Genomic DNA, 13,528 nt, shown 5'->3' on the forward strand with positions numbered 1-13,528 from the left:
AATAGCGGCCCCCGAGGCTGGCGCGCCAGCCACATGTGGTGAACGGAGACGGCAATGTCCATACAGGCGACCATGGAAGACAAGCTCAACAAGGCATTTTCGCCGGAGCGGCTGGTCATCATCAACGAAAGCCATCTCCACGCCGGCCACCATCACCATGGCTCGGACCACCATGGCGCCTATGACGGCACCGGCGAGACGCATTTTCGCGTTCGCGTCGTCTCGTCCGCCTTTACCGGCATGAGCCGCATCGACCGCCACCGCGCCGTCAACGAATTGCTCGCCGACGAACTGAAGGCCGGCGTTCATGCATTGGCGATCGAACCGGCGGCGCCCGGCGAAAAGATCCGCTGGTAGCTCAATCCGCCCCGACCCTCCGCGGCGCGGTCAGATCACTGCTTCGATAAGGAACGGCCCGCGCCGTGACAGGGCACTGTCCAGCAGCGCGTCGAACCGCTCGCATGTGTCGGCCCGCGCCGCCTCCACGCCCATGCCCTTGGCCAGCGACACCCAGTCGAGCGCGGGATGGTCGAGGTCGAGCATGCGCCTGGCATTCTCGCCGATCGCGTTGACGCCGACATTCTTCATCTCGCCATGCAGGATCGCGTAGGTGCGGTTGGAAAAGACGATCGTCATCACGTCGAGATTTTCCCGCGCCTGCGTCCACAGGCCCTGCACGGTGTACATGCCGCTGCCGTCGGCCTCCAGATTGATCACCTTGCGGTCGGGACAGGCGATCGCCGCTCCTGTCGCCATCGGGATGCCGCCGCCGATCGATCCGCCGGTGCCCATCAGGTAGTCATGCGGCGCGGCAAAGGCCGACAGGGCGAAGAAACGCCGTGCCGAAGTGACTGCTTCGTCGCAGACGATCGCATTATCCGGCAGCTTGCGCGCCACCGACTGCGCGATGGCGTCCTCCGTCAGCCCGCCGCTCGGCGTGGCCTCGTCGGGAAAAGCGGTTGCGAAGTCAGTCGGTTGCGATGGTTTGACGCCGAGTTCGTCGCGCAGCGTTTCCAGCGCCGCATGCAGGTCCTGCCCATGGGCAGCGAGCGTCAGCACCTGGCAGCCGTCACGCACAAGCCGTCCCGGTTTTCCCGGATAGGCGAAGAAGGCAACCGGCTCCTTGCCGCCGACCAGCACCAGCACGTCGATATCCGCCAGCAGCGCCGTCGCCGCATCGATCGGATAGGGGATGCGTGTCGGCGCGACGCGCCCGCGCCCGCGCTGCATCCGGGCGATCAGGACCTCGCTGAACAGGCGCACATCGCAGGCCGTCGAGATCTGGCCGGCGATCTCGAGCGCATCGGCGCGCGCCGCTCGCCCGCGAACGATCATGCCGACACGGCCCGGAGCCGCACGGATCGCCGCGGCGGTCGCGCGCACGGCGTCGCTATCGACGGCCGGTGGCGGCGAAAGGATGACCTTGCCCGGCGAGGCCGGGGCAGCATCGCCCCAGGCGGCATCCGCCGGCAGGATCAGCGTCGTGACCCCCGGCGGCGTCAGCGAGGCGCGGAAGGCCGCCTCCGTGGCCGGCTGGACATCGGCCGGCCCGGCGATGCGGCGAACCCAGTTGGACATCGGCGCCGCCAGGCCTTCGATGTCGCTGGTGAGCGGCGCGTCGAGCGGCAAATGATAGGAAGCGTGGTCGCCGACGATGTTGATCGTCGGGCTGAACGCACGCCGGGCGTTGTGCATGTTGGCCAGCCCATTGGCGAGGCCCGGACCGGTGTGCAGCAAAGTCGCTGCCGGGCGGTCAGTCATGCGCGCATAGCCGTCGGCCGCGCCCGTCACCACGCCCTCGAACAGGCCAAGCACGCAGCGCATCTCAGGCTTGCGATCGAGTGCCGCAACGAAATGCATTTCGGAGGTGCCGGGATTGGCGAAGCAGACCGTCACATCATTGGCCAGCAGCACGTCGCACAGGACATCGGCGCCATTCATGCAATTTTTCTCCAAGTCATGAGGACCAATTGCACTTAGGGATGTCCGCACGGCAATATCCCGCCGCCGCTTTTGGCATGATCCAGTTGCAGAAGCTGGCGAGCGGAAGTCGACGGGATCAGCCGACCGTCGATTTCAGGAAGGCCAGGGCGGCAGCGGTCAGCGCGTCGCCATCCCTGCCGAAATCGCGGTTGATCGACATGTGCGTATAGGCGCTGCCGTCGAACAGCGTGACCGCGGCGCCCGTGGCGCGCAAGCGCTCGGCGAAGGCTTTCGACTCCTCGCCACGGCCTGACGCCCCCGAATACGCGATGAAGGTCGGCGGATGCTTGCGGCCATCGACATAGCTGGCGGGCGAAAGTGCCGCCCATTGCGAAGGGTCGGAAAAGACCCGCGCATAGGCACGCACCATGCGGCCATTCTTCTCAAGCGCCGCAAGATCATAGGCCCTGGTGTCGTCGAGAAGCAGGCCGGCGACGCCGGGCAGCCCGCCGCGCATGCCGGTCAGCGCGATCAGATGGCAGCCGGCGGAATGGCCCATGCCGACAACGCGCTTGGGGTCGCCACCATGCTTGGCGATATTTGCGCTGACATAGGCATAGGCCTTTTCGACGTCACTGGCCTGCGTGGTGACATCGGCCTCGGGCAGCATGCGGTAGTCGATGGAGACGAAGCAGAAGCCGTTGGCGAGCAGGAAGGCCGGCTTGGCGCCGACCTGGCTGCGCTTGCCGAACTCCCAGGCCCCGCCATGGGCGAAGAAGACGACAGGCAACCCGCTTGCGCCGTCGGGCGCATAGATGTCGAGCTTGGCCGGTCCGTAGTCGAAGGTTTTGGGAGATGGTGAGGATTGGCGCGCGAGCGTCGTGGCCGGCAGGAAAGCCGCCATCGAAGCCAGAAGCAAGGTTCGCCGATCGATCATCATCTTCTCCTGACCGCCCGGCGCAAAATGCACCGGGACGCCGCGAAGTTCCAATGAAGGATCAGTAAGGTGGCCAAAGTGGCGCTACGCGATCGGCCTGATCCTCAACCGGGCAATCCGGTTTTTGTCGCGCTTCATGACGATGAAGCGCTTGCCGTGGAAGGTGAAAGCCTGCTTCTCCTCGGGGATCGACTGCGCCTCGTGGATGACGAGGCCGGCAATCGTGGTCGCCTCCTCGTCCGGCAGGTTCCAGTCGAGCGCCCGGTTCAGGTCGCGGATCGGCACATTGCCGTCGACGACAACGGAGCCGTCGGCCTCCTGCTTGACGCCCTGGATATCGACATCGTGCTCGTCGGCGATCTCGCCGACGATCTCCTCGATGATGTCCTCCAGCGTCACCAGCCCTTCGACCTCGCCATATTCGTCGACGACGACGGCGAAATGCGCCTTGCGGCGCAGGAAGGCGTTGAGCTGTTCCTGCAAGGTTGTGGTATCGGGCACGAACCAGGGCTTCGAGGCGATCTTCATCACGTCGATCTTGGAAAAGTCGTTGCCGACTTCGTTCAGCGCGCGCAGCAGATCCTTGGCATGCAGCACGCCGACAATGTTGTCGAGCGAGCCCTTCCACAGCGGCATGCGGGTGTGCGGGCTCTGCAGGATCTCGCGCACCACCGCTTCCGGGGCGTTGTCGGCATTGACCGAGCGCATGTTGGTGCGGTGGACCATGATATCGGAGACTTCGAGCTCTTCGAGGTCGAACAGGCCGCCGATACGGTCGCGGTCCTCGCGCACCACCTGGCCGTCGCGGCGGAAATCGTCGACAGCACCGCGCAACTCATCCTGGCTCGAGCGCTGCGGCTCGATGCGCGACAGCTCATAGCCGAACATGGCGAGAAGGCGTGTGCGCACGGCAGCGACCAGCAGGATGAGGATGGCAAGAACGGCGACGACGATCCAGCCATTGTCCATTTCAGCCGGCTTTCCGGCTGGCTGGGTGGTTTTCCCGCAGGAACGACAGCACTTCCGAAGCCGGAACGTCCTTGGCGATAAAAGCCTGGCCGATGCCACGCGTCAGTATGAAGGTCAGCGCGCCGCGCGACACCTTCTTGTCCTGGGTGATGAAGGAAAGCAGCGCCTCGGCATCGGGCAATTCACCCGGAATATCGGCCATCCGCCACGGCAGACCGACCGCGCGCAGATGCGTCTCGACGCGTGCCGCGTCGTCGGGGCTGGCCAGATTGAGCCGCGAGGAGAAGCGATGCGCCAGCGCCATGCCGATGGCGACCCCCTCGCCATGGACGAGCCGGGCGCCGTCATACTGCGTGGCGGCTTCGAGCGCATGGCCGAATGTGTGGCCGAGATTGAGCAGCGCCCGGTCGCCGGTCTCGAATTCGTCGCGGGCGACGACATCGGCCTTGGCACGGCAGGCTTCGGCAATCGCCTGCGCCCTCTCCGGCCCGCCGGCGAACACTTTTTGCCAGTTCGCCTCAAGCCAGGCGAAAAGTTCCGGCCGGTCGATCAGCCCGTACTTTGCGAGTTCGGCGTAGCCGGCGCGGAATTCGCGGATCGGCAGCGTGTCGAGCACTTCCGTGTCGGCCAGCACCAGTTTCGGCTGCAGGAAGACGCCGACAAGGTTCTTGCCGCGCGGGCTGTTGATGCCGGTCTTGCCGCCGACAGAGGAATCGACCTGCGCCAGCAGCGAGGTCGGGATCTGCACGAAATTCATGCCGCGCCGCACGATGCCGGCGGCAAAACCGGTGAGATCGCCGATGACGCCGCCGCCCAGCGCGACGACGACGTCGCCACGCTCCAGCCTGGCGGCCAGAACGCCGTCGACCACCTCTTCGAGATGGGCAAAGCTCTTGGTCTTCTCGCCAGGCGGCATCGTGATGACGGTGGGTTGGATGCCACCCTTCTCGAGCCCTGCCTTCAGCGTATCGAGATGCGCGGCGGCGACATTCTCGTCGGTGACGACAGCCGCATGCGTACCCGGCAGCCGGCGCGCAATCTCCTCGCCGGCGCGCGACAGAAGGCCGGAGCCGATCAATATGTCGTAGGCGCGGTCGCCAAGGCCGACTTCGACGGTGACTGGCTGGTCCACGCTCACGATTCGATCTCGCCCGTCGCTGCAATTTCATCGATGCCGAAATGCCGGCACAGCGCGTTCAGCACCTCGGCAGCGATGACCTCCTTGCGGTCGTCGCGGGTCGGCACCGTAACATCTGATGTCGCGTAGACCGGATAGCGCTCGCCCATCAGTCGCTCCAGCACGGCGCGGGGATCGGCGCTTTTCAACAGCGGCCGGTTCTGCTTCTTCGAAACCCGGTCCATCAGAAGATCGAGCTCGGCCTTCAGCCACACCGAGACGCCATGGCCGGCGATGGCCTCGCGCGTCTGCGCGTTCATGAAGGCGCCGCCGCCGGTCGAAAGCACCTGCGGGCCATTCTCAAGCACGCGCAGGATGACGCGCTGTTCCAGGGCCCTGAACTCGGTCTCGCCATAGCGTTCGAACAGCTCCGGCACGGTCATGCGCGAGACGCTTTCGATCTCCTGGTCGCTGTCGATGAAAGGCAGCGAAAGCATCGTGGCCACCTTGCGCCCGATCGCCGTCTTGCCGGCGCCCATCAGGCCGACAAAGACGATGGACCGGCTGCCCAGCCGGCCAAGCAGCGCGGCGTGGCTCTCGCCTGGAGGATTTGCCTGGTGCGCGTTCATCAGTTGTTTCTTGGGCCCTCTTTGCCGGCGTATCGACATGAAAAGCCGGTTTGCGTCAAGCGTGCCGAGTATAGGCAAGCTTATATCGGGCGGAGGATGCCTGCATCAGAAGTTGCCGACAGGCCTCCGCTTCTTCCTTGAATTGGTCGGATTGGCGTCCCATAAGGGCACAGGGTTTGGAAACGCAGAACAAGAAGACGGGCGAAAATTGATGCCGACACTGTTTCGCTTTGTCGTGATCCTCGCGATTCTGGCCGGCATTGCCTATGGTACGATGTTCGCATTGGTAATGTTCGTCGAGCCCAAAAAAGCGGAGATGAGCGTGCGCATCCCGCCGGAAAAGCTGAACCCCAAGAAAAACTGACAGAAGAAAAGCTGATCCCCGAGGATGAACAGCGCCGCCCGCATCGAGGCCTTCCTGGAAATGATGAGCGCCGAGCGCGGCGCCGCCGAAAACACGCTGTCCTCCTACCGACGTGACCTCGAAGACGCTTCGAGCGGGATCGATGGCGGGCTTGCCGGTGCTGCCGCCGCCGATATCCGTGCCTATCTCGACGATATCGCGGCGCGCGGCTTCGCGCCGACGTCGCAGGCGCGCAAACTGTCGGCGATACGCCAGTTCTTCAAATTCCTCTACGCCGAGGGCCTGCGCATCGACGACCCGACCGGCACGCTGGACAGCCCGAAAAAAGGCCGTCCGCTGCCCAAGACGATGAGCGAGGCCGAGACCGGCCGGCTGATCGACCGCGCCGCGGTGGAAGCCGGCGACGCCGGGCTCGGCTACAGTGACAGGCTGGCCGCGCTGCGCCTGCATGCGCTGGTCGAGGTGCTCTACGCCACCGGCCTGCGCGTTTCCGAGCTGGTCGGCCTGCCGGCGACGGTGGCGCAGCGCGACGACCGTTTCTTCATGGTGCGCGGCAAGGGCGACAAGGAACGCATGGTGCCGCTGTCGGCCAAGGCGCGGGTGGCGATGCGCGCCTGGCTTGCCGCCCGGGCCGACGTGGCCGCTTTCGCCGAAAGCCCGTTCCTGTTTCCGGCAGCGTCCGACAGCGGCTACCTCTCGCGCCAGGTCTTTGCCCGCGACCTGAAACGGCTGGCGGCGCGGGCGGGCATCGCCTCGGCGAAGATATCGCCGCATGTGCTGCGCCATGCTTTCGCCAGCCATCTCCTGCAGAACGGCGCCGATCTCAGGGCGGTGCAGCAGCTGCTTGGCCATGCCGACATATCGACGACACAGATTTACACCCATGTGCTGGAGGAGCGGCTGGTGCGGCTGGTCAACGATCATCATCCGCTTGCCGACTAGGCCTCATATCGCTATGTGAGGACGACATTTCACCGCCGGGGGCCTTGGTTTCAAGGGTTCCGCAGTCCTTGCCTTCCGACGTATCGGTCCGCTCAAGCATGTACAATTACCTCGATTTCGAAAAGCCGGTGCAGGATCTCGAGCTCAAGATCCTCGAGCTCAAGAAGCTTGCCGAGAATGGCGAAGCGGTCGATGTCGCCGATGAGATCACCCGGCTGGAGAAGCGTTCGCGCGACGCGCTGCGCGATCTCTACAAGGCGCTGACGCCCTGGCAGAAAGTGCAGGTGGCCCGCCATTCCGACAGGCCGCACTGCGTCGACTACATCAAGGGCCTGTTCAGCGACTTCACGCCGCTCGCCGGCGACCGCAATTTCGGCGAGGACCAGGCGATCGTTGGCGGTTTTGCCCGCTTTCGCGGCGAGCCCGTCGCGATCATCGGCCAGGAGAAGGGCTCGGACACGACCAGCCGCCTGAGGCACAATTTCGGTTCGGTGCGCCCGGAAGGCTACCGCAAGGCGGTGCGGCTGATGGAACTGGCCGACCGCTTCAAGATCCCTCTGTTGACGCTGGTCGACACGGCAGGCGCCTATCCCGGCGTCGGAGCCGAGGAGCGTGGCCAGGCCGAAGCCATTGCCCGCTCGACCTCGGCCTGCCTTGCGCTGAAGGTGCCGTCGATCTCGGTGGTGATCGGCGAAGGCGGTTCGGGCGGCGCCATCGCCATCGCCACCGCCAACCGTGTCTACATGCTCGAACACGCCATTTATTCGGTGATTTCGCCGGAAGGGGCGGCCTCGATCCTTTGGCGCGACACCACACGCTCCAAGGACGCGGCGACCAACATGAAGATCACCGCGCAGGATCTTCTGGAACTGAAGATCATCGACGCCATCATCCCCGAGCCGATGGGCGGCGCCCAGCGCGCGCCCGAAACGGTCATTGCCGCGACCGGCGACCTCATTGCCAGGACGATGAAGGAATTTGCCGGCGCCAACACCGATTTCCGCGAACAGCGCCGCGAGAAATATCTGGCGATGGGCCGCAGCCTCTGACGGCATCCGGACAAGGCCATTGGAAGCCCCGCGCGCGGGGCAATGTGGCGGCAATGTGCAATTTCGCCACAAAAATGCCGCCGGATTCGGTTCAATGAAATTGCCGTGAGGGGTTGGTCGAAGCTTGCGGTAAGGAATTTTCAAGGTTAACGGGCTTACGGTCCGTCGGTGTTCAGCATATGGGCTCGGCAGTTTCGCAGCCATTGGCCCGAGGGAAAAGACATAGCCGTATCCATGTTTGCCAAGCTCGCCCGCACCGGAGTCCTCGCCGCCTCGATAGCCATCGCCGGCTGCAATGATTCGTCGATGAAGGACTTTGCCCCGGAAGCCAACAAGCCGCTGCCGGACAAGATCCTTGCCGACATGAAGGCCAAGGGCATGGTGCGCACCTCCTCGGTGATGGCGCGCATCTTCAAGGAAGAGGGCAAGCTCGAGATCTGGAAGGCCAAGACCAATGGCCGCTACGACATGGTGGCGAGCTACGACATCTGCAAATGGTCGGGCAAGCTCGGTCCCAAATACACCGAAGGCGACCGCCAGGCGCCTGAAGGCTTCTACACGGTCCGCCCGTCGCAGATGAATCCGCGCTCGAACTACCATCTGTCCTTCAACATCGGCTTTCCCAACGCCTATGACCGCGCCAACGGCCGCACCGGCCAGAACCTGATGGTGCATGGCGCCTGTTCATCCTCGGGTTGCTATTCGATGACCGACGCGCAGATCGAGCAGATCTATGCCTTCGGCCGCGACGCTTTCCAGGGCGGCCAGACCGAGTTCCAGGTCCAGGCCTTCCCATTCCGCATGACCGCCGCCAACATGGCCCGCTATCGCAGCGACCCGAACTACGAGTTCTGGAAGATGCTGAAGGTCGGCTACGACAATTTCGAGGTCACCAAGGTACCGCCGAAGGTCGATGTCTGCGAGAAGCGCTACGTCTTCAACCAGGTCGCCGCCGATGGCCAGACATTCGATCCGACCGGACCATGCCCGGCAACCACCCAGCCGGACTCGCTGAAGAGCGCCTACAACGCCTATCAGAGCACCTATGACGCGGCCTTCAACAGCGCGCTCAAGGCAAGCGTGCCGCCACCGAAGCCGACCATCGCCGGCATCAAGGAAGCCAGCATCGTCTCCGACTGGTCGAAGCGCCGGGCGCGCGGCGAGCGCGTGCCGATCGATCCGCCTTCGCTCAACAATGACGGTACGGTGACCGAAACGGCGCGCATGGGCCGCATCGATTCGCCGGCCGGTCGCAAGATGGCGGCACTCGACGCCGAAAAGGCCGCCAAGCAGAAGGCCGAGGAGCAGAGGCTGGCCGCCATAGAGGCCGCCAAGCAAGCCAAGGAGGCCGCAAAGGCACAGGCGCTGGCCGAAAAGGAAGCGGCCAAGGCGCAAGCCGTGGCGGCAAAGGAAGCGGCCAAGGCCGCTAAGCAAGCCCCGGTCGCCACCGCCACCATAGCCGCCCCGACGGAGGCCGCGCCGGAAGCCGAAACGCAGGCAGCGAGCGCCGATGAGAGCCGGGTGACCAAGCTGAAGAACAAGCTGCTCGGCATGTTCGGCGGCTGAGCTTGGTCTTGGCCGGGGGGACCGCTGTCTACGACCTGAAAGGGCTGAACTGCCCTTTGCCGGTACTGAAGGCAAAGAAGCGGCTGGCGGGAATGCAGCCGGGCAGCCGGCTCTGGCTCGAGACCACCGACCCGCTCGCCGTCATCGATATTCCCGCCTTTTGCTCGGATGCCGGCCACCAGCTGATTGAAACAGCGGCGGTATCAGGCGGCCATCGGTTCCTGGTCGAGCGCGGCGGGACCATCTGAATTTCAGTGTGAAGCGCTATCTTCCGGCGATCGCCAGCGGATTGTTTTCCAGCGCCGCCCGGTCGGGCGTGTCGATCGACGGCCGGTTGGTGAAGGCGGCGAACAGCCTGCGCACATAGTCTTCCGGCATGTCGAGCGTGATCAGCACCAGCCGCGTGCCGCGCTGGCCGTCCGGCCAGGCGGGCAACCTTGCCGGCGGATGCAGGATCTTCTGCACGCCGTGGATGACCAGCGGGCGTGACGGATCTTCGCTGAGTTCGATCACGCCCTTCATGCGCAGCAGCTTCTCGCCATGCGTCGAACGCAACAGGTCGAGGAACATTTCTATCGCTGAAAACGGCACCGGACCGTCATGGACGAGCGAATAGGAGCGCACGCGGGAATCGTGGCGATGGCCATGCCCATGACTGTGATCATGGTCATGACCATCGTGGTGATGGTCGTGGTCATGCGCCGCTTCCTCGCCGAGCCAGCGGCGCACATCGGCGGATTTGGTGGCGGGATTGTAGAGGCCGCAATCAAACAGCGCCGCCACGCCGGTCGTTGAATGGCCGGCATCAAGCAGTTCGGCACCCGGATTGATCTGCCGCAGGCGCGCCCGCAGCGTGTCGAGATCGCCGGCATCCGTCACCAAGTCGGCCTTGCTGAGCACGATGCGGTCGGCGACGGCGACCTGCTTGACCGCCTCGACATGGGCGTCGAGCGTGGCATTGCCATTGACCGCATCGACCAGGGTGATGACGCCGTCGAGCCGGAAAGCCTGGACGAGCGCAGGATGCGCCATGATCGACTGCAGCACCGGCGCCGGGTCGGCCAGACCCGTGGTCTCGACGATGACGCGGGCAAGCCGGGCGATACGGCCGGTCTGCAGCCGGTCGACCAAATCGGCCAGCGTATCGACCAGTTCGCCGCGCACGGTGCAGCACAGGCAGCCGTCGGAAAGCTGGATGATCCCGTCGGAAGCCTGCTCGACCAGCAAATGGTCGATCGCCACCTCGCCATACTCGTTGATGATGACCGCGGTGTCGGCCAGCGCCGGGTCCTTCAGCAGCCGGTTGAGCAGTGTCGTCTTGCCGGCGCCGAGGAAGCCGGTCAGCACCGAGACGGGGATCGGAAACCCATTCATCAGGCTCTGTCTCTTTGTTTGAGCATGATCTTTTCCGAAAACCGGATTCCACTGTTCGGGATCATGCTCTAGTTCGCGACCTTGACCGGCTGGTCGCCCTGCGCGGCGGAACCGGCAACGGCCGGACCGGAGCCCGTCGGCGTCGGCCGATCGGGCCGCCAGCTCGGGATCGGCACGTCGGCATATTCCTGGCCGCCCTGGTCGAGCATCGCCTTCGGCGCCGGGCCGGTGGCGCCGCCGAGGCCAACGGCGACCAGCGTCGGCACATGGTCGAGCTTTTCCTGATAGGGCGATTTCGGCGCGTCCTTGGCAGCGGCCGCCGGCGGCGCCTCGGACTGCTCCTCCTTCGTCTTCTTCTTGCAGACCTCGTCATGCATGTCGTTGGGCGAAACCGTGTCGCCATAGGGCGCCAGCGTGGCGACGGTGGCCGAACCGGCCGTGGGCGTGTCAAACCCCTGGTCGAGCAGTTTTGCCGCGGTTTCGGCGCGGCTGACCGCCGACTTCTCGCCCAGCACAACCGCGACCAGCGTGCGGCCGTTGCGCGTCGCCGAACCGATCATGTTGAAGCCGGAAGGGCAGACGAAGCCCGTCTTCATGCCGTCGGCGCCGGGATAGCGGCCGATCAGCAGATTGTAGTTCGAAATGGCCTTCTTGCCGACCGCAAGACCTTCGATCGAGAACCACGGCGCATATTGCGGGAACTCGCGGCGGATCGCCATCACCAGCACGGCGAGGTCGCGCGCCGTCGTGTACTGGTCGGGCGAATAGAGGCCGTTCGGATTGACGAAATGGGTGCCGTTCATGCCGAGCCGTGCGGCTTCAGCATTCATCCTTTCGGCGAAGGCGGCCTGCGAGCCGCCGACATTCTCGCCGACAGCCATGGCGATGTCATTGGCCGATTTGACCAGCATCATCTTCAGCGCATTGTCGAGCCGCATCACCGAGCCCGGCTTGAAACCCATCTTGCTTGGCGGCTCACCGGCCGAGTGCTTGGTCACCTTGATCGGCGAATCAAGCTGGACCTCGCCGGCCGCGATCGCCCGGAAGGTCACATAGGCGGTCATCAGCTTGCTCAGCGAGGCCGGATACCAGCGTTTGAAGGCATCCTGGTGCTGCAGGATCTGGCCGTTCTTCAAATCGAAGACAACCACCGGATTGGCCAGCGCCGGTCCGGCCAGGACCGACAGCATGATCGCGCCAGCCGAGAATAGTTTGAGGAAATGCCTGTGCCGCATGATCTAATCCGAAATCGCCTCTTGCCCTGATTGCCCCTGGCTCCGTAAGATTTCGTTACGCGACCGCCAGCACAATGAGTCCGACCCTCAAAAACGGACCACATCGGTGCGGTGCTATTTACCCTATGTGACGCCAACATGGCAAAGTGCCTGACAATCACAATTCCAAAGCCCCGGCACAATTGCAAAACCCCGGGCACAATTGCAGAAGACCAGGCTGAAGCCGGCTGCTCCAACAACGAATGGAACCATCATGCCAATCCTGAACCGCGCCGCTGAAATGCAGGACGAAGTCGCCGGCTGGCGCCGGCATCTGCACCAGACGCCGGAGCTGAACTTCGATGTCTTCAAGACGGCGGCTTTCGTCACCGAAAAGCTGAAAGAGTTCGGCTGCGACGATGTGGTCAGCGGTCTCGGCAAGACCGGCGTCGTCGGCATCATACGCGGCCGCCAAGGCGAAGGCGCCACCATCGGCCTGCGCGCCGACATGGATGCGCTGCCGCTCAACGAAATCACCGGCAAGCCCTATGCCTCGACCGTTCCCGGCAAGATGCACGCCTGCGGCCATGACGGCCACACGGCGATGCTTTTGGGTGCCGCGAAATACCTCGCCGAGACGCGCAACTTCGCCGGCTCCGTGGCGGTGATCTTCCAGCCGGCGGAAGAAGGCGGCGGCGGCGGCAACGAGATGGTCAAGGACGGCATGATGGAGCGATTCGACATCTCCAAGGTGTTCGGAATGCACAACATGCCGGGCCTGCCCGTCGGCCAGTTCGCCATCCGTCCTGGCCCCATCATGGCGGCGACGGCCGAATTCACCATCACCGTGAAAGGCAAGGGCGGTCACGCCGCGATGCCGCACGGCACGATCGACCCGATCGTCATCACCAGCCAGCTGGTCGGCGCGCTGCAGACGATCGCCTCGCGCAGCACCGATCCGGTCGAGGCCGTGGTGGTGTCGGTGACCAAGTTCCATGCCGGCGACGCCTACAACATCATCCCGGAATCGGCGGAGATCGCCGGCACCGTGCGCACCTTGCGCAAGGAGATCGCCAAGAAATCCGAAGAGCGCATCCGCACCATCTGTGACGGCCTGGCGACCGCTTTCGGCGCCAAGATCGAGATCGACTACCAGGCAAACTACCCCGTGACCTTCAACCATGCCGATGAGACGGTGTTTGCCAGCGATATAGCGGCCGATGTCGCCGGCGACGCCCATGTCCACCGCGGCATCCAGCCGGTGATGGGCGGCGAGGATTTCTCCTACATGCTGGAAGCCCGCCCCGGCGCCTTCATCTTCATCGGCAATGGCGACACCGCCGGTCTTCACAACCCGGCCTACGATTTCAACGACGAGGCCATCCCGCACGGCATGAGCTACTGGGTGAAGCTGGCGGAAACCGCGCTGGCCGCGTGATGAGCA

At 64.5% G+C, this 13,528-nt stretch carries 14 protein-coding genes; 7 read left to right on the top strand and 7 right to left on the bottom strand.

What is annotated here, in order from left to right:
- Nucleotides 1-54: 54 nt before the first annotated feature.
- Nucleotides 55-357 (top strand): BolA family protein, encoded by a 303-nt coding sequence (locus CK228_RS11300; RefSeq protein WP_095772240.1) that lies wholly within the window; start codon nucleotides 55-57, stop codon nucleotides 355-357.
- 30 nt (nucleotides 358-387) lie between these two features.
- Here CK228_RS11300 and CK228_RS11305 read toward each other — a convergent pair whose 3' ends face one another.
- From CK228_RS11305 to CK228_RS11325, 5 genes are all read right to left on the bottom strand, one after another.
- Entirely contained in the window at nucleotides 388-1,941 is a 1,554-nt protein-coding gene (locus CK228_RS11305; protein WP_095787905.1) for an acetolactate synthase large subunit, read from the bottom strand.
- A gap of 118 nt (nucleotides 1,942-2,059) precedes the next feature.
- On the bottom strand, nucleotides 2,060-2,860 hold the full coding sequence (locus CK228_RS11310) for an alpha/beta hydrolase (RefSeq protein WP_095788043.1): 801 nt from the start codon (nucleotides 2,858-2,860) through the stop codon (nucleotides 2,060-2,062).
- 84 nt (nucleotides 2,861-2,944) lie between these two features.
- Entirely contained in the window at nucleotides 2,945-3,829 is an 885-nt protein-coding gene (locus CK228_RS11315) for an HlyC/CorC family transporter (protein WP_095787906.1), read from the bottom strand.
- Nucleotide 3,830: 1 nt separating this feature from the next.
- On the bottom strand, nucleotides 3,831-4,967 hold the full coding sequence (gene aroB / locus CK228_RS11320) for a 3-dehydroquinate synthase (RefSeq protein WP_095787907.1): 1,137 nt from the start codon (nucleotides 4,965-4,967) through the stop codon (nucleotides 3,831-3,833).
- The gene (locus tag CK228_RS11325; RefSeq protein WP_095772363.1) at nucleotides 4,964-5,575 is read right to left on the bottom strand and encodes a shikimate kinase; all 612 of its coding nucleotides are present in this window, start codon (nucleotides 5,573-5,575) and stop codon (nucleotides 4,964-4,966) included. Before CK228_RS11325 ends, aroB begins: the two co-directional genes overlap by 4 nt.
- 211 nt (nucleotides 5,576-5,786) lie before the next feature.
- Between CK228_RS11325 and CK228_RS11330 the strand changes: the two genes are divergently transcribed.
- The 5 genes from CK228_RS11330 (at nucleotide 5,787) to CK228_RS11350 (ending at nucleotide 9,744) form a co-directional block, all read left to right on the top strand.
- Nucleotides 5,787-5,939 (top strand): hypothetical protein, encoded by a 153-nt coding sequence (locus CK228_RS11330; protein ID WP_019861463.1) that lies wholly within the window; start codon nucleotides 5,787-5,789, stop codon nucleotides 5,937-5,939.
- Nucleotides 5,940-5,963: 24 nt separating this feature from the next.
- Nucleotides 5,964-6,881, top strand: a complete 918-nt coding sequence (locus CK228_RS11335; protein WP_095787908.1) for a site-specific tyrosine recombinase XerD — start codon at nucleotides 5,964-5,966, stop codon at nucleotides 6,879-6,881.
- Between the two features lie 98 nt (nucleotides 6,882-6,979).
- Nucleotides 6,980-7,930, top strand: a complete 951-nt coding sequence (locus CK228_RS11340) for an acetyl-CoA carboxylase carboxyltransferase subunit alpha (protein ID WP_095772234.1) — start codon at nucleotides 6,980-6,982, stop codon at nucleotides 7,928-7,930.
- Nucleotides 7,931-8,164: 234 nt separating this feature from the next.
- The gene (locus CK228_RS11345; RefSeq protein WP_095787909.1) at nucleotides 8,165-9,496 is read left to right on the top strand and encodes a murein L,D-transpeptidase family protein; all 1,332 of its coding nucleotides are present in this window, start codon (nucleotides 8,165-8,167) and stop codon (nucleotides 9,494-9,496) included.
- A gap of 8 nt (nucleotides 9,497-9,504) precedes the next feature.
- Nucleotides 9,505-9,744, top strand: a complete 240-nt coding sequence (locus tag CK228_RS11350) for a sulfurtransferase TusA family protein (protein ID WP_179295879.1) — start codon at nucleotides 9,505-9,507, stop codon at nucleotides 9,742-9,744.
- A 16-nt stretch (nucleotides 9,745-9,760) separates the two neighbouring features.
- Here CK228_RS11350 and CK228_RS11355 read toward each other — a convergent pair whose 3' ends face one another.
- Complete coding sequence (locus CK228_RS11355; protein WP_179295880.1) at nucleotides 9,761-10,870, bottom strand: GTP-binding protein; 1,110 nt, start codon at nucleotides 10,868-10,870, stop codon at nucleotides 9,761-9,763.
- Between the two features lie 68 nt (nucleotides 10,871-10,938).
- A complete protein-coding gene (locus tag CK228_RS11360; protein ID WP_095787911.1) occupies nucleotides 10,939-12,105 on the bottom strand; it encodes a D-alanyl-D-alanine carboxypeptidase family protein in 1,167 nt (388 codons plus the stop codon).
- A gap of 253 nt (nucleotides 12,106-12,358) precedes the next feature.
- Between CK228_RS11360 and CK228_RS11365 the strand changes: the two genes are divergently transcribed.
- Nucleotides 12,359-13,522 (top strand): M20 aminoacylase family protein, encoded by a 1,164-nt coding sequence (locus CK228_RS11365; protein WP_095772362.1) that lies wholly within the window; start codon nucleotides 12,359-12,361, stop codon nucleotides 13,520-13,522.
- Nucleotides 13,523-13,528 lie beyond the last annotated feature (6 nt).

It is taken from the genome of Mesorhizobium sp. WSM4312 (genome assembly GCF_002294875.1).
Lineage (GTDB): Bacteria > Pseudomonadota > Alphaproteobacteria > Rhizobiales > Rhizobiaceae > Mesorhizobium.

Coding starts and splice junctions, on each gene's coding strand:
- CK228_RS11300 (WP_095772240.1), top strand. CDS start 55: ATGTCCATACAGGCGACCATGGAAGACAAGCTCAACAAGGCATTTTCG.
- CK228_RS11305 (WP_095787905.1), bottom strand. CDS start 1,941: ATGAATGGCGCCGATGTCCTGTGCGACGTGCTGCTGGCCAATGATGTG.
- CK228_RS11310 (WP_095788043.1), bottom strand. CDS start 2,860: ATGATCGATCGGCGAACCTTGCTTCTGGCTTCGATGGCGGCTTTCCTG.
- CK228_RS11315 (WP_095787906.1), bottom strand. CDS start 3,829: ATGGACAATGGCTGGATCGTCGTCGCCGTTCTTGCCATCCTCATCCTG.
- CK228_RS11325 (WP_095772363.1), bottom strand. CDS start 5,575: ATGAACGCGCACCAGGCAAATCCTCCAGGCGAGAGCCACGCCGCGCTG.
- CK228_RS11330 (WP_019861463.1), top strand. CDS start 5,787: ATGCCGACACTGTTTCGCTTTGTCGTGATCCTCGCGATTCTGGCCGGC.
- CK228_RS11335 (WP_095787908.1), top strand. CDS start 5,964: ATGAACAGCGCCGCCCGCATCGAGGCCTTCCTGGAAATGATGAGCGCC.
- CK228_RS11340 (WP_095772234.1), top strand. CDS start 6,980: ATGTACAATTACCTCGATTTCGAAAAGCCGGTGCAGGATCTCGAGCTC.
- CK228_RS11345 (WP_095787909.1), top strand. CDS start 8,165: ATGTTTGCCAAGCTCGCCCGCACCGGAGTCCTCGCCGCCTCGATAGCC.
- CK228_RS11355 (WP_179295880.1), bottom strand. CDS start 10,870: ATGAATGGGTTTCCGATCCCCGTCTCGGTGCTGACCGGCTTCCTCGGC.
- CK228_RS11360 (WP_095787911.1), bottom strand. CDS start 12,105: ATGCGGCACAGGCATTTCCTCAAACTATTCTCGGCTGGCGCGATCATG.
- CK228_RS11365 (WP_095772362.1), top strand. CDS start 12,359: ATGCCAATCCTGAACCGCGCCGCTGAAATGCAGGACGAAGTCGCCGGC.